This is a genomic window from Shewanella sp. NFH-SH190041 (genome assembly GCF_024363255.1).
Lineage (GTDB): Bacteria > Pseudomonadota > Gammaproteobacteria > Enterobacterales > Shewanellaceae > Shewanella.
This window is the reverse complement of the sequence record NZ_AP026070.1, coordinates 432,577-454,441: the sequence shown is the minus strand read 5'-3', so window position 1 is coordinate 454,441 and position 21,865 is coordinate 432,577. Positions and strand designations below refer to the sequence as shown.

At 43.9% G+C, this 21,865-nt stretch carries 15 protein-coding genes and 5 tRNA genes; 7 read left to right on the top strand and 13 right to left on the bottom strand.

The annotated features are described in order from the left end of the window. The first annotated feature begins 19 nt into the window (after nucleotides 1-19). The 6 genes from NFHSH190041_RS02045 to NFHSH190041_RS02020 all read left to right on the top strand — a co-directional run bounded on the left by NFHSH190041_RS02045 (nucleotide 20) and on the right by NFHSH190041_RS02020 (nucleotide 8,543). Nucleotides 20-1,414, top strand: coding sequence for a TolC family outer membrane protein (locus NFHSH190041_RS02045; RefSeq protein WP_261923662.1), 1,395 nt, complete (start codon nucleotides 20-22; stop codon nucleotides 1,412-1,414). Then, the gene (locus NFHSH190041_RS02040; RefSeq protein WP_261923661.1) at nucleotides 1,411-2,022 is read left to right on the top strand and encodes an OmpA family protein; all 612 of its coding nucleotides are present in this window, start codon (nucleotides 1,411-1,413) and stop codon (nucleotides 2,020-2,022) included. Before NFHSH190041_RS02045 ends, NFHSH190041_RS02040 begins: the two co-directional genes overlap by 4 nt. 141 nt (nucleotides 2,023-2,163) lie before the next feature. Further along, nucleotides 2,164-4,374 carry a type I secretion system permease/ATPase gene (locus tag NFHSH190041_RS02035; protein ID WP_261923660.1) on the top strand — a complete coding sequence of 737 codons (2,211 nt, stop codon included), beginning with the start codon at nucleotides 2,164-2,166 and terminating at the stop codon, nucleotides 4,372-4,374. Next, entirely contained in the window at nucleotides 4,371-5,765 is a 1,395-nt protein-coding gene (locus NFHSH190041_RS02030; protein WP_261923659.1) for an HlyD family type I secretion periplasmic adaptor subunit, read from the top strand. The genes NFHSH190041_RS02035 and NFHSH190041_RS02030 overlap by 4 nt, the downstream gene beginning before the upstream one ends. A 61-nt stretch (nucleotides 5,766-5,826) precedes the next feature. Beyond that, nucleotides 5,827-6,606 (top strand): transglutaminase-like cysteine peptidase, encoded by a 780-nt coding sequence (locus NFHSH190041_RS02025; RefSeq protein WP_261923658.1) that lies wholly within the window; start codon nucleotides 5,827-5,829, stop codon nucleotides 6,604-6,606. A gap of 5 nt (nucleotides 6,607-6,611) precedes the next feature. Further along, complete coding sequence (locus NFHSH190041_RS02020; RefSeq protein WP_261923657.1) at nucleotides 6,612-8,543, top strand: EAL domain-containing protein; 1,932 nt, start codon at nucleotides 6,612-6,614, stop codon at nucleotides 8,541-8,543. 53 nt (nucleotides 8,544-8,596) lie between these two features. Here NFHSH190041_RS02020 and NFHSH190041_RS02015 read toward each other — a convergent pair whose 3' ends face one another. The 12 genes from NFHSH190041_RS02015 to NFHSH190041_RS01960 all read right to left on the bottom strand — a co-directional run bounded on the left by NFHSH190041_RS02015 (nucleotide 8,597) and on the right by NFHSH190041_RS01960 (nucleotide 16,530). After that, nucleotides 8,597-9,331, bottom strand: a complete 735-nt coding sequence (locus tag NFHSH190041_RS02015; RefSeq protein WP_261923656.1) for a glycosyltransferase family protein — start codon at nucleotides 9,329-9,331, stop codon at nucleotides 8,597-8,599. Nucleotides 9,332-9,349: 18 nt separating this feature from the next. Continuing rightward, nucleotides 9,350-10,345, bottom strand: coding sequence for a hypothetical protein (locus NFHSH190041_RS02010; protein ID WP_261923655.1), 996 nt, complete (start codon nucleotides 10,343-10,345; stop codon nucleotides 9,350-9,352). Continuing rightward, nucleotides 10,338-11,393, bottom strand: a complete 1,056-nt coding sequence (locus NFHSH190041_RS02005) for an N-acetylneuraminate synthase family protein (protein WP_261923654.1) — start codon at nucleotides 11,391-11,393, stop codon at nucleotides 10,338-10,340. The genes NFHSH190041_RS02010 and NFHSH190041_RS02005 overlap by 8 nt, the downstream gene beginning before the upstream one ends. A 14-nt stretch (nucleotides 11,394-11,407) precedes the next feature. Continuing rightward, the gene (locus NFHSH190041_RS02000) at nucleotides 11,408-12,091 is read right to left on the bottom strand and encodes a class I SAM-dependent methyltransferase (protein WP_261923653.1); all 684 of its coding nucleotides are present in this window, start codon (nucleotides 12,089-12,091) and stop codon (nucleotides 11,408-11,410) included. Between the two features lie 5 nt (nucleotides 12,092-12,096). Then, nucleotides 12,097-13,272, bottom strand: coding sequence for an acetyl-CoA carboxylase biotin carboxylase subunit family protein (locus NFHSH190041_RS01995; protein ID WP_261923652.1), 1,176 nt, complete (start codon nucleotides 13,270-13,272; stop codon nucleotides 12,097-12,099). Between the two features lie 40 nt (nucleotides 13,273-13,312). Further along, a complete protein-coding gene (pseC, locus tag NFHSH190041_RS01990; protein WP_261923651.1) occupies nucleotides 13,313-14,470 on the bottom strand; it encodes a UDP-4-amino-4,6-dideoxy-N-acetyl-beta-L-altrosamine transaminase in 1,158 nt (385 codons plus the stop codon). 8 nt (nucleotides 14,471-14,478) lie between these two features. After that, a complete protein-coding gene (gene pseB, locus NFHSH190041_RS01985; RefSeq protein WP_261923650.1) occupies nucleotides 14,479-15,498 on the bottom strand; it encodes a UDP-N-acetylglucosamine 4,6-dehydratase (inverting) in 1,020 nt (339 codons plus the stop codon). A 462-nt stretch (nucleotides 15,499-15,960) separates the two neighbouring features. Continuing rightward, nucleotides 15,961-16,037 (bottom strand) — tRNA-Pro (locus NFHSH190041_RS01980). 69 nt (nucleotides 16,038-16,106) lie between these two features. Then, nucleotides 16,107-16,183, bottom strand: a tRNA-Pro gene (locus NFHSH190041_RS01975). A gap of 23 nt (nucleotides 16,184-16,206) precedes the next feature. Next, nucleotides 16,207-16,283: transfer RNA gene (locus NFHSH190041_RS01970), tRNA-Pro, on the bottom strand. A 62-nt stretch (nucleotides 16,284-16,345) separates the two neighbouring features. Then, a tRNA-His gene (locus NFHSH190041_RS01965) sits at nucleotides 16,346-16,421 on the bottom strand. Nucleotides 16,422-16,453: 32 nt separating this feature from the next. Continuing rightward, nucleotides 16,454-16,530 (bottom strand) — tRNA-Arg (locus NFHSH190041_RS01960). A gap of 222 nt (nucleotides 16,531-16,752) precedes the next feature. Between NFHSH190041_RS01960 and NFHSH190041_RS01955 the strand changes: the two genes are divergently transcribed. Further along, complete coding sequence (locus NFHSH190041_RS01955; RefSeq protein WP_261923649.1) at nucleotides 16,753-19,359, top strand: diguanylate cyclase domain-containing protein; 2,607 nt, start codon at nucleotides 16,753-16,755, stop codon at nucleotides 19,357-19,359. Between the two features lie 138 nt (nucleotides 19,360-19,497). Here NFHSH190041_RS01955 and rep read toward each other — a convergent pair whose 3' ends face one another. After that, nucleotides 19,498-21,516 carry a DNA helicase Rep gene (gene rep / locus NFHSH190041_RS01950; protein ID WP_261923648.1) on the bottom strand — a complete coding sequence of 673 codons (2,019 nt, stop codon included), beginning with the start codon at nucleotides 21,514-21,516 and terminating at the stop codon, nucleotides 19,498-19,500. Between the last annotated feature and the right edge of the window lie 349 nt (nucleotides 21,517-21,865).

Sequence of the window (21,865 nt, the reverse complement as noted above, 5' to 3'; positions counted from 1 at the left end):
GATTTTCAAGGAGAAGGTCATGAAGACATTCAGCTACTTTAAGCGATTCAGGCTATCAGCCCTGACGGCAACAGTTCTATTGCTGCCGTCGGTTAGCTACGGCGATACGTTAGAGCAAACGGTTGCAAAAACGCTAGATACCCACCCGGAGTTACGCATAGCCTTTAATCAATTCAAAGTCAGAGAGGAGCAGGTTAACCAAGCCTATGCTGACTACCTGCCCGATATTGAACTCACCGCCGGTTGGGGACTGGAAAATACCAATAGCCCCAGTACCCGGCGCAACTTCCTCAACCAAGATGGTGAGACAGAATTAAAACGGGGCGAAGCCGGGATCAGTATCCGGCAAATGCTGTTTAATGGTTTTCGCACCGGAAATGAAGTTGACCGTATCAGCGCAGAAGCCACAGCCCAACAGTGGGCATTAGCGGCAGCCGCAGAGGATATTGCACTGGATGTTGCCAAAGTCTATATCCACTATCTGCAGGCGGAACAAATCCTCACCCTGGCCAACAAAAACCTGAAAACCCATGAACAAATCTTTGATCAAATTAAACAGCGAACTGACTCAGGTTTAGGCTCTGTGGCGGATCTGTCACAAATTACCGGTCGGCTGGCTCGGGCTAATGCCAATATCATTTCGGCCCGTAATAATCTCTACGATGCGCAAGCTGAATACCGCCGTATTACCGGTAAGCCGCCCCAAGCGCTTATCGCTCCAATACCTGATGCCGATATGCTGCCTGAGGATCTCAATGACACATTGAAACTGGCACAGGCTCATCACCCCGTCATCAAATCTGCCATGCAGGACATTCAAGCCGCCCAACATGAACAGCAAGCTAGCCAGTCCAATTATTATCCCACGGTAACACTGGAACTGTCAGGGAACTGGAATAACGATATTAATGGTGAAGATGGCCGCTCCTTTACCGGCAGTGTCGGAGGACACAGCAATGATCTGCAGGCCATGGTCAGAATGCGTTATAACCTGTTCGCTGGGGGGCGAGATGCCGCCCGAGAGCGGGAAGCGGCTTACAAAATCAATGAAGCAAAAGAAATACGAGAAAGAGCTCAGCGTCAAATAGTCGAAGGCGCCAGTCTGGCTTGGAACGCCTATGAACTGCTGACACCACAGAAAAAATATATCCGCCGCCATGTGGAAGCAGCCAAAGAAACCCAGACTGCCTATGTGCAACAGTTCAACCTGGGCCAACGTTCATTGCTGGATCTACTTGATACCGAAAACGAACTGTTTGAGGCCCGTAAAGACTACCTGCGGGCAGAGTACGATGAAACGCTGGCCCGCTACCGGGTGCTCAACGCCACCGGCCGCTTGCTTGACTCCCTGCGAGTCACCCGGCCGGAGAGCTGGCGCGGCGAACATGACTTCCAAGGAGGGGCATTTAAATGAACCATCTCACCACGATAACGGCATCTCTGGCGATACTACTGCTAAGCGGCTGCGCTGGGGACATCACCAGCATGGCTCAACAGAGCCAGCAGCTACACGATCTGCGAGATCATGATCAGGATGGTGTGATTGAAGCCAGAGAGCGCTGTAATGATACCCAACAAGGAGCCAAAGTAGACAATTACGGCTGCGGAGCCATCAAACCCATCAATGAGCGACGGGAGCTGAAAGTCCTGTTTGCCAATGACTCCCACTTTCTGGACCCTCGCTATTATGACCAACTAGAAGAGCTGGCCATGTTTATGCGCCAGTACCCCAAAACTCAAGTCACCATTGAAGGACACTGCAGCAAAGTCGGTTCCCATGCCCATAATCTGGCACTGTCACAAAACCGGGCCAATGCCGTAACGGCCATCCTCACCCAAGAGTTTGGCATTGCCCCTGATCGACTCAAAGCCATAGGGTACAGCTTCGACCGGCCGGTCGATCCAACCCATAGCATCCGCGCTCACCAACGTAATCGCCGTGTTATTGCCGAAGTGATAGGTGAAGACACCACGGCAGATATGCGCTGGACTATCTACTCTGTGGACAAACATATCCGCTAACCAGCTGCCGACCGGCAGTATACGCTGCCGGTCGTTCACAATTTACTTAATAGTCTTTTTTAACAATAACTTGCCTTAAAAAGCCAGATTCATCACAATAGCTTCACAAGTCAGTTTACTTATTAAGGATGAAACGTAAACGTGGCACAGACTGCTTATCAAGCTCCCCCGCAGCCAGCACAATCCTCAGCGGCACAAGCCGAACAATGGCGTATTTCAGCTTCCCAGCGAGTCACAGATGACCCTCTGCTGGATAGCTTGGTACTGCTGAGCCAACATTTTGGTTCCCCCTGTTCAGCCGACTCCCTCGCCGCCGGACTGCCTTTAACTGAGGCAGTACTGACGCCAGATTTACTGCCCCAGGCAGCGGCCAGAGCAGGACTCACCGCCAGACTAACCCGCAAAAATCTAGATCAAATTGATCCCTTGATGTTGCCTTGCCTGTTATTGCTCAAAGATAAAAAAGCCGCGCTGTTAATGGCTGTGGATCATGACAATGACACAGTGACATTACAGTTACCCGACAGCGGCGGGCAACAACAGCTGACAATCCCTGATTTACAACAGCAATATGCCGGTTATCTATTTTTGGTTAAGCAGCTTTACCGCAATGACAAAGGCATGGCGCCATTTCTACACCGCCGTGAAGAGCACTGGTTATGGCATACTCTCAGACAATCCAGCGCCATTTACCGTGATGCACTGATCGCCTCGGTGTTAGTCAACCTATTCGCGCTGATCTCGCCGCTGTTTATCATGAATGTCTATGACAAGGTACTGCCTAATCTGGCCTTTGACTCCCTTTGGGTATTGGCCATTGGTGCCGGCATCGCCTTTCTGTTTGATTTACTTATGCGCCAGCTACGAAGCTACCTCATTGATGTCGCAGGTAAAAAAGCTGACATCATTATTTCATCCCGTCTATTTGCCAAAGCCATCGGCATGCCGTTGGCGAAGCGCTCTCCCAGTGTCGGAGCCATGGCAAAACAGATGGCAGAATTTGACAGCATTCGGGATTTTCTCACCTCTGCCACCATTACCGCGCTGGTCGATCTCCCCTTTGCCCTTCTGTTTTTTACTGTCATTTATCTGGTTGCCGGGGATCTGGTCGTATTGCCGTTGCTCGGTGGCGTCCTGATCCTCACCTATACCCTGTTGATGCAGCCCAAGCTGAAGCGCGCCATGGATGAAAGCAATAAGTTTTCCACCATTAAACACGGTCATCTGATCGAAAGTCTCAGTGCCATTGAAACCATTAAAGCCAATAATGCCGAAGGGCTAGTACAGAAAAGCTGGCAGCAGATGACGGCCCACAGCGCCAGTTGGCAGCTGCGCTGCAAAAAAATTACCAGTAGCGTCAGCAACACAGCCAATCTGCTGGTACAGCTGTCGGTTATTGGCGTCGTCGTATTGGGGGTCTATCGGGTTGCCGATGGCGCAATCTCCATGGGGGGCATTATTGCTGCGGTTATCCTCGCCAGCAGAGCGATTGCGCCGTTAGCGCAATTAGCCAATTTAATCACCCGAGCTAACCAAAGCATCAGCGCCCTACAGCAGCTCGACACCATTATGCAGCAGCAGGATGAATTTGATGATCGAGGACAACTACTCAGCCTAGAGCGTCTCAAAGGCAAAATTGAATTGGATCGGGTCAGTTTCTGCTATCCCGGCGCACAGCGGCCATCACTGCAGCAACTGTCACTGACCATCCAACCGGGGGAACGTATTGCCATTATCGGTCGCAACGGCTCAGGCAAAACAACCCTGGCAAAATTGCTCTGTGGACTGCTACAACCGGAACAAGGGCATATTCGTTATGACGGTATGGATGCGGCGCAAATTCATCCCAGCGATCTACGCCGCAACTTTGGTTACCTGCCCCAAGATGTGGTGCTGTTCCATGGCTCTATTCGTGACAATATTCTGTTTGGTACCCGTCAGGTATCTGAGCATCAATTGATCCGTGCGATTGAGCTGTCAGGCGTCAGCCTGTTCACCCATCAGGAGTCTGAAGGAGTCGAACAACAAGTGGGAGAAGGCGGACAGTCACTGTCACGGGGACAACGTCAGTCTGTCGCCCTGGCCCGGGCAATTTTAAATGATCCGCCACTGCTGCTGATGGATGAACCTACCACCAGCTTAGATGCCCGAGCGGAAAAGCAGTTTGTTCGTGCGATGAAAAATGTCAGCACAGAACGGGGCATGATACTGATCACCCATAAAATGCATCTGCTAAAACTAGTCGATCGCATCATAGTGCTGGACCGAGGCCATCTGCTGGCAGACGGCCCCCGTGATGAGGTGCTCACGCAGCTCAGTGAAGGCAAACTGACTCGGGAAGGTGACCAATGAAGCCCAAGCTATCCCCCCGAGAGCTAGAGATGGTCGATGATGTCTATGCTGCCATGCTGACGGATGCCCCTCGGGGGCACCGCTTAATTATCTGGGCATTAGCGGCCATGGTGCTGGTATTTATTATCTGGGCCTATCTGGCGGAGTTAGATCAGGTCACCAATGGCAATGGCCGGGTGATCCCCTCATCCCAAGTGCAAGTGATCCAAAGTCTGGATGGCGGGATTTTACAAGCGCTATATGTACAGGAGGGCAACCAAGTCAGCGAAAACCAACCGTTAGCGCGGATTGATGATACCCGTTTTCGCGCCGACTTTGCCCAGCAAGCCCAGGAAACGGATAGTCTGCTGGCCAATATTATTCGCCTTAGAGCAGAGCTTGCTAGCATTGTGATCAGCACGGATAAAACCAATACCACTAATGACTGGCAGCAACAGGTTCATATCACTAAACAACCGCCACAGTTTCCACCCAAATTGCAGCAACAGCAAAAAGCCTTAATTACCCGGCAGCAAGCTGAATTTCATGACCGGCTGGATAATTTGGCCAATCAACTGGCCATTCTGGGGCGGCAAATCCGTCAGCGGCAGCAAGAAATGGCCGGGCTTAAATCGAAAATTACCACCCTAAGCCAGAGTTATCAGCTGGTCGAACGGGAAATGAGTCTGACCCGGCCATTGGCGGATAAAGGTATTGTTCCAGAAGTGGAACTGCTGAAACTGGAGCGCAGCGTCAATGATATTCAAGGGGAACTTGCCAGTCTGAAACTGATGCAGCCTAAGCTGAGCGCCTCATTGGAGGAGGCCGTCTTAAAACGCCGGGAGGCCGCCTTTCAATTTAGCACTCAGGCCAGGGCCAAACTCAGTGAGCTACAAACCCGATTATCTCGCATGACAGAAGCGCAGGTCAGTACCGCCGATAAGGTCAATAAAGCGGTTATCACCTCTCCGGTTAATGGCACAGTAAAAACCCTGCATATCAATACCCTAGGCGGTGTCGTCAAACCCGGAGTGGACATTATCGAAATTGTGCCGACAGAAGATCAGCTCTTGATTGAGACCCGTATCGCGCCCAAGGATATCGCTTTTCTCCACCCCGGCTTGCCCGCCGTCGTCAAAGTTACCGCTTATGACTTTACCCGTTACGGAGGGTTAAATGGCACAGTAGAACATATCGGTGCCGATACCATTCAGGACGAAGAAGGCAACAGCTTTTATCTGATCAAAGTGCGCACAGACAAATCCAGTCTGACCCGCCACGACGGTGAAGATATGCCCATCATCCCCGGGATGCTGACGTCGGTCGATATCATCACTGGCAAACGAACCATCCTTGAGTACATTCTCAACCCAATCCTTAGGGCAAGAGAAACCGCCCTGCGGGAGCGTTAACTATGCGCCATCGTTCGGTATTTTGCATATGTCAGCCACAATGTCCGTTGCGGTAGCCAGGATGACACCCGCGACTGCGTCAGGCACTTATCTGCCATCACCACCTAACAGATGGAAAATTTGGCGACAAGCAAATACCATCACCTTGCTGCTTATACTGCTGGGAGGCACAGCGCACAGCAGTAGCGAAATCCGTCCAAACCGTCCTCATCATCCCCAAGCTGGTCATCTCTGGGCAACACTGGATAGAGACCAGATTACCACGCAGCTCGCCGCGCACTACGGCGACAGAGCGCAACAACGGGGTCAAAGCTGGCTAACAACCTTAGAGCAAGCCATCAGGGCTCCTGTGACCGAACAGTTATTTCAAATCAACCGCTTTTTCAATCTGTTCACCTTTATTGATGACGCTCGCTTATGGGGCGAGTCCAATTACTGGGCGACCCCACTGGAATTTATTGGTGCCAATGGCGGTGACTGTGAAGATTTTGCTATTGCTAAATATTTCTCTCTGATCCAGTTAGGCGTGCCACGTCAGAAATTGCGCCTGACCATGGTCAAGGCCCTAAGCCTTAATCAATACCATATGGTACTGACCTACTATGACACCCCTACCGCTATCCCTTTGGTGCTGGATAATCTTGATCCCAAAATCAAACCAGCGACCCAACGCCAGGATCTGTTGCCGGTATACAGCTTCAATGCCGAGCAACTCTGGCTCAATAAACAAAAAGGCCGCGGCGAACTGGCTGGAGACGCCAGCCGGCTGCAGAAGTGGAATGACCTCAATTACCGCCTTGGCGCCGCTGTGCTGCGCCAGCCACGAATATCACTGGAGTAGCCCGCATGACCCTGTTTAAACAGCTGTATTCGCTACTGTTTGGCCTATTTCTTCTGGTGGTCACCACCTTGGTGTTGGTGCAGTTCAGCCAAACCCGCAGTTTTCTGATTAACCAGATGGAATCGGATCTGAATAACGCCAGCCATGCCTTGGCGCTCATGCTTGCGCCCGCTGTGGAATCTGGTGATGATGCCGCAGCCCAAACTCTCGTCAATGTAATTTTTGAAGGGGGTTATTATCAGCATATCAGCCTTACCTGGTTACAGGATGGTCGGCAACAACATTGGGAGAATCCCGTTGCTATCCGGAGCGTGCCAGACTGGTTTACTGAGCTAGGCTTATTTCCCACCCTTAGCCAAGAAACCACCATCACAGCGGGTTGGCTCCAATTAGCCAGCCTGAAAATTACGGCTAGCCCATCCTTTGGCTATGTGGAGTTATGGCAGGTGATCAGCCGTACCCTACTGTTAGTTTCGCTATTTTTTCTGCTGGCCATTTTACTGGCACGCATCGGGCTTCGCTGGATCCTGTCGCCGCTGCATCAGCTGATTGAACAAACGCAAACCATTGCTAGAGGCCGCTTTAGTCCAGCACTAACGCTACCCCATACCCAAGAACTACGCCCGCTGGTACAGGCTTTTAACCATATGTCTCAACAACTACAGCAGCTATTCCACAGTCTGGATGAAGAAGTGACAGCTCTGCGGGAAAAAAACCTGATTGATCGGGTATCTGCTTTGCCCAATCGCCAATATCTGGATGAGCGTTTAGCAGACTGGCTGGACAATGACAGTCCGGGAGCTGTCATGCTATTAAAAATGCCATGGTTAGAGCAGATTTACCGCCAGTTCGGCTATCAAGTGAGGGACGACGCCATTAGACAGTTATCTGCCCAGCTGTCACGTCAGCTATCAGAGCAACAATTTCCTCCCAGCGTAATCACCCGGATTGCGGCCTATGAATTTGCTTTATTGATCACACAAGCCGACCAAGCGCAGTTAGAACACTACCTCGAAACACTGCTCACAATCATAAATCATGCCCAGGCTAACACAGGTTCAACGACTCAAGGCGGGCTCGCCATCGGTATTGCGAGGCGACAAAATGCCATCAGTGCTTCAGAGCTACTGGCACAGGCAGACCATGCCTTGCAGCAAGCAGGAAATAGCCAACAAGCCGTAACTTGGTATGACACTAGTCAGCAAGTATTTACCAAAGCGCAATGGCGACAATTGATTAGCCAAGCCGTTGCAGGCGAAAACTTGAGTTTTCGCTGGCAAACGATTCACAGTTATCAAAATAATCACATTATGCAGCGGGAGTTATATTGTCTGCTGCAACTGAGCAATGGCCAACAGCTTTCCGCCGCACAATTCATGCCTTATGTAGAGTTGTTATCCCAAGGAGTGGAAGTAGACAAACATCTGATAAAAAAGATTTTTTCACAAAGATTAGTGCAGAAACAACTTCAGCCACTGGCTGTCAATTTGACCTTGCAGAGTATCAGAGACAGTGGTTTTCACCAATGGTTACAAGCATTTCTTAGTGAGGCTGATCATGTTGAGCGACTGTGTTTTGAATTGCCTGAAGCCATCGTTTATAGCGATCCTCAAGCCTGTGCAACACTCGTGGCCATTATTCGGGCCACAGGAGCAAAATTTGGCGTCGATCATTTTGGCCGGCAGCTAGGGTCATTGCAGTATTTACAACGACTACGGCCTGATTATCTTAAGCTAGATCAGTCGTTTGCACATTATGATGACAAACAACACAATGCTGAACTTTGTCGCGCACTGCTCAATGTTGCCCGAGGGTTAAATATTGCTATCATTATTACGGGCATCGAAAATAACCAACAATTGGAAGGATTTAGAGATTTAGCCATACAAGGCTATCAGGGATATATCCATCCCCCAGTAGATATTGAAGAGCAATAATCTTGATAAGCTGATAGCTAAAACTATCAGCTTATCATTTATAGAGCATAGGATTAGGCATGCTTCTGCAGGACATTTTTATTAATATCCCTCACCTGATGATTTTCACGCACATATTGCAGACATTGTGCTAAATCAACAATGTTTTGCCCATTATAGAAGTGATGATAGAGATGTTCTATCAGTTTAAAATCATCAGCCTCATCAACACATAATCTAATATTACTATCTTTATATATATCATCAATTTCCGGACGGCCAATATTAAATTTATCCGGATGCTTGTACATGTATAATGTTACATGTTCAAAATGGCTATCTTCACAGGCAAGATCTTTGGCCTTATGCAGTGCATCAGCGCTAAAAACCTCTGTATCTAAACCGCGGATTAACCCCATATCAGTACTTGGACTAACATAGTCAAAGTTATTTTCTTTAAAAAAATTAACAACCTGATCAATAATCTTAGGTTCAATCAAAGGGCAATCACTTGTAATTCTAATGATTATATCACCATCAAATTGATTGACTGCCCCGACATACCTCTCAAGTACATTTTTATCAGAACCACGATAATAATGAATATTATTAGCTTCACAAAACTCAACAATACCATCATCCTCTGGCTCAATTGTTGTCGCAATAATAACATCATCGACCTGATTTGCCTGTTTAACTCGCTCGACAACATGATGCAACATAATTTTATTGCCGAGCGTTTTTAATACCTTTTTAGGCAATCTTGTCGACGTTGTATGAGCCTGAATAACACAAATAACCTTGCCCATTGTTTCTTTATCCTCCAATTATCTCAGGCTCTCATATATATAGTCTGAAATTCTCACGGCTCCCAAATCATCAATATTCTGCCAAGCTTTATCAGCCATATTCTGCAGCAACTTGATATCATCGGTATAAAATTCTATCTCTGACAACATATTATTACTGTCAATTTTTTTTATCACCCCAAACAGTTCCATTTGATCAATATAATACTCAAGATACTGCCAACCGACACCTAAACAAGGACGCCCAAGGAGCATAGCTTCATATACAACGCCCCCCCCCAAGCTTACAACAACATCATGCTCCAAGATGACACTAGCCATATCCGTAACATTAACAAGTACCGTAACAAAGTCTTTGTTGTTTTCCGTAATATGACTAACTCTATCACGACTAAAGCCTGGGCCGAGTATAAAAGTAAAGTGCTTATATCCTTGATACGATTGCAATTCATTTAGCAATTTTTCTGTATAACCAGCAGGGTCACTTCCACTAAAACAGATCAATATTGATTGAACAGAGCTATTTTTCCAATAAGATTTAGGACGACAAACAGCAATATCATGTTTAACAATATGATATTTTGGAGATTGTAAAACAATACCATTATCCCTGTTCCAGGGTTTTGCAAAAATATCCCCATCAATAATCACATCAGGATTAAAACTATCTAACCCTGAATCATTAAGATGTAGTATTTTAGAATCTGGACATGATCTAAAAATATTTTCCACTTCAGCAGTTTGATCAATGATATCAGATATATATATATACTTTTGCGTTTTGTTTAATCTATAAAAAAACTCGATAGACTCACTTCGCGAGTCAAATCGAAAAATATCAAATTTATCGTTATTGATAAAATTAAACATTGCATTATCACATTCAAAAATAGTGATAATTTTAAAATTATATTTATCTTTTAATGTACGATAAAGTTCATAGCATCTTACAAGATTGCCAATACCTATCGCTTTATTGCCTGCAGCATGAATGATAACAGTACAGTTATTCATTTGACTGAAAATACTTCCATTCTAATACCGTCTTATCAGACAAATCTTGATTGATTGCCATCCCTATAATTTTTTCTTTATCAAATGGGCTAATTCCCCATCCAGGACGTAGCATGGCAAGATCACTTTCTTTGATACATTCGCCTTTTTTCATTGAACGATTCAAAACTAATGAACGGGTAGAATTAATTCTTTCCTGAACTTCACAAGGCAATACGGACTTTCGAGATGTGCCTAAAGCTATTTCCATATTTCTGATTTCATTCACAAGACTTTTCATATCAGCAGGATCCATACTGAACCAATGATCAGGCCCATCCAAAGCTTTATCTGTTGTAAAATGCTTCTCAATCACTTTAGCACCAAGCACCACTGCACCTAAACTTGCCGTTATACCTAATGAGTGATCTGAAAAACCAATTTGATAATCAGGATACATAGATTTAAGTGTTGAAATGATGTTTAAGTTCATTTCATCCATAGGCGATGGATATTGTGCAACACAGTGCATAATAATTATTTCTGGACAACCATGTTGCTCTAACAGTCTAATCGCTCGATCAGCATCATCAATACCACACTTACCCAAAGATATAATGACAGGCTTTTTAGTCTTCGCAATCTCAATAAGCATGTCAGTATAATTGACATCAGAGGAGGCTACTTTAAAACAAGGCACTCCCAATGCGTCTAAAAATCTTACGCCATCAACACTAAATGGTGTCGAAAATACAATTAAACCCAAACTATTAGCGTAATCAAATAACTCTTTATGATGTTTACGATCTAATTTTACATCATTAAAAAGCTGTGCAATTGTTTGTGACTTTTCTGAACCGGATTTACCTGTAATAACAATACGATCAACATCAGCAACTAATTCTTCGGCAGTATAGGTTTGAAACTTTACTGCATCCACACCACACTCTTTAGCCGCAGCTATAGTTTTTTTTATGTCTTCAACATTATTATTGTGATTAGCACCTATCTCTGCAACAATAAATGCCTTATCGTTTTTACTTATCATTTCATTATTATCTTTAATCATAATCTCACTCTGAATTATTTTTCTACAGACAAAATCCACCAAGAATGTCTTTCTGACAAATCATTCTTATAGAATTCAATTTTTTCTTTTTTAAAGACTGAGAACTTACATTCTTCTAATAATGATATGGCATCACTTAAGGTTGAAAACGAATATATCGACCCCTCATATGCCTTAGCGCGGTGATCAATTATATAAGTATTTTCATCGATCTTCTCTCCTAAACCATTAAGAAAATCGTCATCCGCTCTAAAGTTAACCAATAATTTCCCTTTATTTTTTAGAATCCTATACATTATTTCTAATTGTGTTTTCATTTCACTTCTTTTATTTAGAAATAGGACTCCATAACAAATAATTGTATCAAAATATTCTTCTGGAAAATTTGATGACTCCAGACTGCCACAAATCAGTTCCTCTAAATTATTAAAATCCTTCAGAACATCTCTAGCAACAACACAACACTCCTCAGAATAATCTATGCCATAGCATTTAAATCCATTATTTAATAACGGAATTAGATTTCTACCTGAACCAAAACCAATATCTAATGATTTTTTTTCAGAATTATCTTTACCGCCATAATTTGAAGCAACAAATGCCACAATCCTTTCATCTGGATACAACATAACATGTGATTTAATTTCAAAGTCCCATTTTTGTTTGGTGCTCTTCTGATATTCAGTTAACTTTTCCATATATTTCATCCTTTATTAAAGAATTTTTTTAATTTTTGTATATTTATTGTAAGTTCTTCATGGCTATTGCCATTGATTAATACATACCCAATATTATAAACATCCCTTCCATTTTTTATTCCCTTTCTTAAAAATTCGAAGTTTACTTTACTTTCTATAATATAAGGTAATTTTTCTAATATTTCATTTGATAATAACTGATCACTATCATGATTCACAAAATCTAAAAATGAAATAGCAAGATATTTTGTATTGCTATATTTTAAGTTTATTGTTTCATCAAGAACAATATTAATTCCTTGCTCTAAAAAGTTAATACCCGTCACATATGGCACTACTTTTTGAGATAAAAAATAACCAGATGGTCTACCAGATAGCTCGATCACATAACATTGATTATCTTCAACTAAGATATCTGCATGTAACAAACAGTTATCTAAAGCAAGGGCTTTAACTGCAGAAGATAACGTATTAAAAATATTATTATATTGTAATTCACTAATATTTGCAGGGCATTGATACTCTAACTCTTGTCTATAGGGCAATGCTGTCATTCGTTTTCCCCTAACAAGAATCAATTCAAATACGCTATCTTTAATTAAAGCATCAACTCCATACTCATCACCAAGCATAAGTGATTCAATTAGCGTCTCATCATCTCCTCTTTCATCGAGGTGTTCTTGCAGTAATCTTTCAATTTCATTTTCACATGAAATAACTTTTACTGCTCGACTTCCAGCCCCATATCTTGGTTTTAGAATGCAGGGCAAACCAACTCGATATATCGATTGAAGAATGTCATCCTTAGTAACATGGCATCCCTGCATAGCACATCGTATATTATTTTGAAATAATAATCTGTTTTGTCTAACTTTATCAGTACAGGCAACTGCAGATATTCGGCTTATGCCTCTGAGTTTTAATGCATCATTAATTGCACCAACTGTTGTTAAATATCTTCCTATTGGGGTAGGTATAATCCCTCGAACATCATATTCATGAGCAATTCGAATAGCATTACTTTCATCTTTTATATCTAAATGAATACCAACATCAGCAATATTTAATCCAACAGCATTTTTATCACCATCAATGGCAACAACTTTATATCCTTTTTTTTGTGCTAATTTAATACCTGGCACCTGCTCAATACCTGCACCAACACACATTAAATACTTCATCAATATATCCTGAACTAGATGATGATTTTTGTAAAAGTAATTATGCTAATACACGAGTTAAAATACTGATAACTTCATTTTGCTCTGTATCTGTCATATCAGCATAGAGAGGTAGAGATATTGCTTCTGAATAGAATCTTTCTGCTACAGGAAAATCCCCAACAGTAAAACCTAGCGACTGATAATAAGGTTGAGTGTGGACAGGAATATAGTGAACATTGACACCAATGTCAGCATCTCTTAATTCATCAAAAATCTGCTTCCGAGATTTCGTTAGTAAGTTAAGTTTTAAACGAATGATATATAAATGAAAGCTTGAATACGTATCTGTATGTTGTTTTGGTAGAACGATTGGTAGATCGGCTAATCGTTGATTATAGCGCTCTGCCAACTTATGCCTTTTCTGTACAAATTCAGATAAACGACTAATTTGGCTAGCACCTAGTGCACCCTGTAATTCTGTCATTCGGTAATTAAAACCAAGCGCAACCTGTTCATAGTACCAAGCACCATGGCTTTCACCTTCCATCAAATCTGTATTGCGGGTAACGCCATGACTACGTAACAATGCAAGCTTTTCAGCTAATGCCGCATTATTGGTTAAAACCGCGCCACCTTCAGCAGTAGTGATTATTTTCACTGGGTGAAAACTAAACACTGTCATATCTGAATATGCACAATTTCCAATTGGTTCACCTTTATAAAACCCACCAATAGCATGTGAAGCATCTTCAATAATCTTGAATCCATATTCTTGTGATAATCGGAAAATTGCTTCCATATCACACGACTGACCACAAAGATGTACTGGAATAACAATCTTAGGTAATCGACCTTGTTGTTTTGCAACAATAAGCTTTTCTTCCAATTTACGCGGGCACATGTTGTATGTAGCTTCGTCTACATCGACAAAATCAATGCTTGCACCACAATAAAGCCCACAATTAGCTGATGCGACAAATGTAATAGGTGACGTCCACAGCCAATCGCCCTTACCTAACCCTAATGCACAACAAGCAATATGCAGCGCCGAAGTCGCACTGTTAACAGCAAAAGCAAATTTCGCCTTACATAGACTTGAAAGTTTCGACTCAAACTCCGGAACTTTTGGTCCCTGAGTCAAAAAATCTGAGGTTAATACATTGATGACTGCATCAATATCCTGCTGATTAATACTTTGTTTTCCATATGGGATCATTTCTCACCTCACACACTGAAGTTATGATCAACATGTTTTTTCATCAGGTCTCTCAAGCTTTCTACTGTTTCCCATTCTGTATTCGTTCCAGAATTATATTTGAATCCAAATGGTACTTTTTCTGCGTTGTGATGCTTTATGTAGTCTTCTTCTGAGTAGGTAAACGAAACAGATGGCAATATTGCATAATATTTACCCATATCAATGGTATGCAATGAGTCAGTATCTGTAATCATTTCTTCATGCAGCTTTTCACCTGGACGGATTCCAACAATCTCAACATCACATTCAGGGGCAATCGCTTTGGCGATATCTAAAATTTTATATGAAGGGATTTTAGGAACAAATATCTCCCCACCTAAGTGATGTCCTAGGGCAAACATCACCATATCGACACCATCTTGCAACGAGATATTAAATCGGGTCATGTCTTCATGTGTAACAGGTAATGCTCCAGCGCCTTCATGGCGTTTTTTCAAAAAGAAAGGAATAACGGAGCCTCTTGAGCCCATCACGTTTCCATAACGCACTACACTGAATCGAATGTCTCGGGAGCCTTTAATATTATTAGCGGCAGTGAACAACTTATCTGATACTAATTTTGTCGCACCATATAGATTAATTGGCGCACAGGCTTTATCTGTCGACAATGCTACAACATCACTCACACCACATTGCAATGCAGCATTAATTACATTTTCAGCACCGACCACATTAGTTTTAATACACTCTGAAGGATTATATTCCGCAGTATCAACTTGCTTAATAGCTGCAGCATGAATGATGACATCAACCCCTTGGCAAGCCTGAATCATTCTTTGTTGATCACGCACATCGCCAATAAAAAAACGAATTTGTGGATAACGGTTAAACGGATATTTTTGCTTTAACTCAAACTGTTTCAGTTCATCTCGAGAAAAAATTATTATTTTCTTTACATTTGGATACCTTTCTAAAATTGTTTCAACAAATTTTTTCCCAAAAGATCCCGTTCCGCCAGTAATTAAAACTGTTTTGCCATTTAACATCTACACAATCCAAATAAAAATTACAAAACAAAAGACATGTTTTGTTTAGATAAGCCATTTTGTTTAAATATAACATTTTAGGCGATTATTACATCTATAAATAATTATATTTATATCTTTATTTTTTTTGATCAATTGTTAATAAAACAAACAATAAAGCAAAAAAAACACACATTAATTAAAATAATACAAATATCGAAACACGCCCATTTAAACGTAAAATTTATTATTGAAATACAAGGAAAATTACAAAATCAGGCTGTTAAAGTTTTGTTTTCATAATCAGGCAGAATAACCAGTTATAAAAACCAAAAGCCGTATTTAATCAATTCCAGACAATATGACGTTTGTTTGCAAAGTAAACTAACCCACAAAACTAAACGTAAATAAGAAAAGCGTGAAGAAGAGTTCGAAAATAAAAAAACAAAAAGCCCGCAAATTATTGCGGGCTTTTTGTTTAATTGGTCGGTGATAGAGGATTCGAACCTCTGACCCTCTGCTCCCAAAGCAGATGCGCTACCAGACTGCGCTAATCACCGAATTTTGTTATTTTCCAAACCAAGGTTCTGGAAAATAAAAAGCCCCGCAAATGCGAAGCTTCAAAGTATTGGTCGGTGATAGAGGATTCGAACCTCTGACCCTCTGCTCCCAAAGCAGATGCGCTACCAGACTGCGCTAATCACCGATAATTTGAATACTTTTTGAATTTGGTCGGTGATAGAGGATTCGAACCTCTGACCCTCTGCTCCCAAAGCAGATGCGCTACCAGACTGCGCTAATCACCGAACTTTTTGCACTTAGTACGACCGTGCCGCCGATAGGATCACAACTTAATGTGAAGCGCGAGTGGGGTGGCTAATGGGACTCGAACCCACGACAACTGGAATCACAATCCAGGGCTCTACCAACTGAGCTATAGCCACCATCTCGTTACCGCTTACTGACAACATCCAACTGGTGCACCCAGAAGGATTCGAACCCTCGGCCTCACCCTCCGGAGGGGTGCGCTCTATCCAACTGAGCTATGGGTGCCCTGCCGTGTCAGCGGGGCGTATAATATGTATTTTCCTGGGCGACGTCCAGCACTGTTTTTACTTTTTTTATCTGACTGCTCAAGTTTTAACTGCAGATGGCTATAAATTATCAATTTTGCAGGATAATCCATCATTTTACCCCCTTGGCTATCGTCAGAACCTGTGATAATTGTATAAATTACCCTCAGGCGGTAGTTAAGCGAGGCATCGCGTAAGCATTATGACAAGTCATATTCGCGTCAAGGATGACGCCAATAACACAGAAAATGAACAACCTCGTTATCTAGATAACAGATTTCGTCGACTTTATTCTCTTTCAGCTAAGTATAAGCAAGCTGAAACAATGCAAAAAACGCTGCTTAAACTCTCAACAATAGCCAACCTGGCCCTTAATCCCGAACAGTTTTACCCAGAACTTTATCAGCAACTACAAAAACTAATCACTGTCGATCGTTTCTACATCGTACTGTGCTGTCCAAGAACAGGTGAGTTATCCATTCCTTTTTATGCCGATCAACAACAACAAGCTGCGCCCCCAGAAAATCTAACGCAACTGTTACGTCATGGACTAACAGGTTATATCTTGCGCACAGGTAAAGCATTATTAGCAAATCCAACAGATATAGAGCGACTTTATCAATCCGGAAATATTACTCGCCGAGATAATGATTGTTTGCAATGGCTGGGGGTTCCGACCCTTGCCCATGGGCATGTTATTGGCGCATTAGTCGTGCAGAACCGTCAAGAGGAATTCCACTTCAGCCCGAGTGATATAGCGCTGATGGAGTTTATCAGTCAACATGTAGCAGGAGTGCTAGAACGGGGAAATGAACATGATGAAATGGAACGAGCAATTTCTCAACATACGCTAAAACTGAGGCAAGCTTATAATAAACTAAAACAAGAAGTCCGAATTCGTCGACGAACAGAGTTACTACAAAAGTCACTCTATGAAATTGCCAATCTAGCTGCTGCAAATTTAAATGATAATGACTTTTACCAGCAGATACATCGAGTCTTACGCCATCTATTACCCGCTCATAACTGTTATATCGCATTAATTGATGAACAGACAGATCAATTAACTTTCCCCTTTTATGTTTCAGAGCTAGCGAGTCGTCATCCCCTCTCTCGTCCTCGCCAAGATGGCCTCACCGAATATTTAATGGCTAAAGGTCACCCGCTACTATTGAATCATGCTGAAATCACTCGGCTGATGACACAAGGAAAAATTTACCGCCAAGCGCCTATTCTCAATAACAGTAATTTAATGCATCAATGGATTGGGGTACCGCTGTTTATCCATGGTCGTATCATGGGAAATTTAGCTATTTATAGCTTCCGAGATCAGCAGCAACTGCAAAATCAAGATGTGGAATTGCTCACGTTTGTTTCCCAACATATCGCCACAGCCATTGAACGCAAACTGAATGCCTCAGCAATGCAAAAAAGTTTTGAGCGGTTAGAGGTTATGGTTAATGCCCGAACCCAGGAATTGGGCCGAATAAACCAAGCGCTTGAACTGGAAATTCTACGGCGACAAAAAGTCGAGCAACAACTCACTTATGATGCTAATCACGATACTCTCACAGGGTTGCCTAATCGAGCGATGTTCCGGGAAAGGTTGACCCAGGCCGTGCGCCATTTGCGCCGTCATAAAACAGATCATTTTGCAGTGCTGTTTATCGATTTGGATCGGTTCAAACTCGTTAATGACACGGTTGGCCATGTAGAAGGGGATCATTTTCTCATTGAAACCGCCCGCCGATTGCGTACCTGTATAAGAGATAACGACACCTTAGCCCGCTTGGGCGGGGATGAGTTTGTCATTCTACTCGACTGTATTCATCAGAAAGAGGATGTACTGGAGATTGGTGAGCGGGTGATTCGGGTATTAGCTGCACCCTATGAACTAAGTGGGCAAAAATTCCGTTCTGGTGCCAGCATCGGCATTGCCATCGCTACCCCCCAAGATAGTAGCGAAACCTTACTCAAAAACGCTGATAACGCTATGTATCAAGCTAAAGCCAAGGGCAAAGGCTGTTTTGTGATTTTTGACCCGCTCAGGCCATCACCCCGTAGTGGTGATGGAGAATTGGCAGATGAATTGGCCCCGGCATTAGCGGCAGGACAAATCAAAATGCAGTATCTGCCTATATATAAGTTAAACGGCAATAAAATTATTGCCCAAGAAGCCAAACTCTATTGGGAACATCCCACACTGGGGCATATTCATCAGCTTAGGCTCCACACGTTGGCGGAACAGAATGGACTGCGCAAAGAGCTAGACAACTTGGCAATAAGCCTGCTTATCAATGAATGGCCCATCCAACCGTCTAATCTACCACTTCATTTAACCTTGAGTGCCGAATCTCTGCGCCAACCCCACAGCCGTAAACAACTGTGTCATCAACTGGTCAGCAGTGATATACCCTTGTCAAAATTGTGGCTATTTTTTGATGAGCAGGCTCTAGTGCAAGACAGTGAACATCATGTTTGTAGTTTTGATGCACTAAGTAAAACCGGGGTTAATCTTGGCATCAGTAGTTATGGCACCAGTTTCAGCGCACTGGCCAGTCTGTCATTTCTGCCCGTCACCGCATTAAAATTGGATCCCTGCTTCGCTACCCATTTAGACAGTCCGCGCCACCTTAAACTGGTCAAAGCCTGTTTTCTGGCAGCTTCTGCATTAGATTTACAGGTTTTTTGCACCGGCATCACCTCTACCGCGCAACAGCAAGCCTTTATTGACATCGGCATTCAATGGGGGCAAGGACCCGCGCTTGGCCATAGCAGCTACAGCCATCCTCAATTACACATTGCTTGAACTGATATCAACATTCTGTGAAATCGTATTTCACATACGCAAAGGTGTTAAACAGCAAACATGCCGCAGCACATTCTGAGTAAACCGATGTGATGCGACATCTTTGCTACCAACAATGGATAAATCCAGTGGTTAAAATCAATTACCTTTATTCAGCATGGCGCGCAAATTGGAGATATTAGCCTTACCGGTCTGCATCCGCTGCTCCGGTGTTTTCGGAGTCTGACGGTTTTCCCATACGAGGTCATCTTGGGGCAACTCAGCTAGAAAACGGCTCGGTTCACAGCGCAGCGTTTCACCAAATTGGCGCCGCTCCCGACACATCACAAACCAGAGCTCTTTTTGTGCCCGGGTGATCCCCACATAGGCTAAACGACGCTCTTCATCGACATTGTCTTCATCTATGCTGGTTTGGTGCGGCAAAATCCGTTCTTCCATTCCCACCATAAAGACATAAGGAAACTCCAAGCCTTTGGAAGCATGCAGCGTCATCAACTGCACCTGATCGCCACCTTCATCTTCCTGATTACGTTCCATCATATCCCGTAATGTCAATCGGGTGACGACTTCGGGCAAGGTCATAGGTTCATCCAAATCATCACCGTTAAGCATCTCGGTTACCCAGCGGTACAACTCGGAGATATTTTTCATCCGCATTTCTGCCGCTTTGGCGCTGGTGCTGGTTTCGTACAGGTAATCTTCATAACGGATATTACGGATCAACTGCTTGATCGCATCGACCCCTTCACCCCGTTTGGCAATTTCTCCGGTATCAACAATAAAGCGCCCGAAATCGTATAGTGCCGCCATCGCGGAGGGGGCCAACTCATGGTTCAGATCAGGATGAAACAGCGCCTCAAACATCGAGATATGTTTATGATTAGCAAAGTTACCCAACCGTTCCAGCGTGGCCGGGCCTATGCCCCGCTTAGGCAAATTGACTACCCGCAGAAAAGCATTATCGTCATCGGGATTCACCACCAGACGCAGATACGCCATAATATCTTTCACTTCAGCGCGGGCAAAAAACGACGTGCCGCCACTGAGCTTGTAGGGGATACGGTTCGTCATCAGTGCCCGCTCCAACAGCCGTGACTGATGATTGCCGCGGTACAATACCGCATAGTCCCCAAACCGGGTACGGTTAACAAATTTGTGGCGAATAATCTCAGCCACCACCCGCTCAGCTTCCTGCTCTTCATTGGCCGCCATCAACACCCGCAGTGGTTCACCCTGGCCTAACTGGCTGAACAGTGCTTTGTCATATACATGGGGGTTATTGGCAATCAAAATATTCGCCGCATGCAAAATACGCTGACTAGAGCGATAATTCTGCTCCAACTTAATCAGCTTGAGCGCAGGGAAGTCCTGTCCCAGTAACACCAAATTTTGCGGTTTCGCCCCGCGCCAGGAATAAATAGATTGGTCATCATCACCCACCACGGTAAAACGGGCTCGATCACCGACCAATAGTTTCACCAATTCATACTGACTGGTATTGGTATCCTGATATTCATCCACCAACAGATAACGGATCCGGCTTTGCCATTTTTCCCGCACCACCTCATTGTGACGCAGTAACAATGTTGGCAGCAGGATCAAATCATCAAAATCCAGCGCATTGTACGCCTTCATATGTTGGGCATAGCGCTGATATAACAAAGCAAACAATTGCTCCTGCTCACCCCGGGCAATTTTCGCCGCGCGTTCCGGGACCACCAAAGCTCCCTTCCAGTTGGAGATGGCCGTGGCCAGCAAACGCAGCAAATCTTTATCTTCCTGCAGCTCTTTTTCGGTCAGTTCCTTCAGCAGTGCCAGCGTGTCTTGATCATCAAACAGAGAGAAACCGGCTTTGAGCCCCACCTGTTTGTGCTCCCGCTTTAAAATTTCCAACCCCAGCGTATGAAAGGTGGAAATCCATAGCCCGCGCGCCTCTTTGCGGCCCATCGACTGAGCGACCCGCTCCTTCATTTCCCGAGCGGCTTTGTTGGTAAAGGTCACCGCAGCAATATGACGGGCATTGTAGCCGCACTGCTGTACCAGATACGCAATCTTGTTGATGATCACCCGGGTTTTGCCACTACCGGCACCCGCCAGCACCAGACAAGGGCCGGAAACATAATGAACAGCATCATTCTGCGCAGGATTTAACTTCATGGATTTATACGGAACCCTTTTCAATTTATCAGCGGTCGATTCTACCAGAAAGCACAGCGAGAAGCAGAAATCCCTGGCTTGCAGGGACTCAATAGAGCCGTTAGGTTAGGGGCTGGTTGCCAGGAAATTTACGCTACGTTCACAGTTGAAACCAAATCTAAACTACTGGCTGAAAAAGTTGGTAAACAGATGAAAAATGTATTTTTTCTTTAATGTGCCCAAGTGTTAACTTGTACCCTAGAATATTACAGCTGTAAAAATGGCTGCTTAGTCAGACTTCATTCAACTGGCCCTTGCTACCATAGACAACATATTTTTCTACCAATAGCTATTTTCAGCATAGTTATTC

Excerpts from the sequence above, each read along its gene's own strand:
- NFHSH190041_RS02045 (WP_261923662.1), top strand. The coding sequence starts at position 20 with ATGAAGACATTCAGCTACTTTAAGCGATTCAGGCTATCAGCCCTGACG.
- NFHSH190041_RS02040 (WP_261923661.1), top strand. The coding sequence starts at position 1,411 with ATGAACCATCTCACCACGATAACGGCATCTCTGGCGATACTACTGCTA.
- NFHSH190041_RS02030 (WP_261923659.1), top strand. The coding sequence starts at position 4,371 with ATGAAGCCCAAGCTATCCCCCCGAGAGCTAGAGATGGTCGATGATGTC.
- NFHSH190041_RS02025 (WP_261923658.1), top strand. The coding sequence starts at position 5,827 with ATGACACCCGCGACTGCGTCAGGCACTTATCTGCCATCACCACCTAAC.
- NFHSH190041_RS02020 (WP_261923657.1), top strand. The coding sequence starts at position 6,612 with ATGACCCTGTTTAAACAGCTGTATTCGCTACTGTTTGGCCTATTTCTT.
- NFHSH190041_RS02015 (WP_261923656.1), bottom strand. The coding sequence starts at position 9,331 with ATGGGCAAGGTTATTTGTGTTATTCAGGCTCATACAACGTCGACAAGA.
- NFHSH190041_RS02010 (WP_261923655.1), bottom strand. The coding sequence starts at position 10,345 with ATGAATAACTGTACTGTTATCATTCATGCTGCAGGCAATAAAGCGATA.
- NFHSH190041_RS02005 (WP_261923654.1), bottom strand. The coding sequence starts at position 11,393 with ATGATTAAAGATAATAATGAAATGATAAGTAAAAACGATAAGGCATTT.
- NFHSH190041_RS02000 (WP_261923653.1), bottom strand. The coding sequence starts at position 12,091 with ATGGAAAAGTTAACTGAATATCAGAAGAGCACCAAACAAAAATGGGAC.
- NFHSH190041_RS01995 (WP_261923652.1), bottom strand. The coding sequence starts at position 13,272 with ATGAAGTATTTAATGTGTGTTGGTGCAGGTATTGAGCAGGTGCCAGGT.
- pseC (WP_261923651.1), bottom strand. The coding sequence starts at position 14,470 with ATGATCCCATATGGAAAACAAAGTATTAATCAGCAGGATATTGATGCA.
- pseB (WP_261923650.1), bottom strand. The coding sequence starts at position 15,498 with ATGTTAAATGGCAAAACAGTTTTAATTACTGGCGGAACGGGATCTTTT.
- NFHSH190041_RS01955 (WP_261923649.1), top strand. The coding sequence starts at position 16,753 with ATGACAAGTCATATTCGCGTCAAGGATGACGCCAATAACACAGAAAAT.
- rep (WP_261923648.1), bottom strand. The coding sequence starts at position 21,516 with ATGAAGTTAAATCCTGCGCAGAATGATGCTGTTCATTATGTTTCCGGC.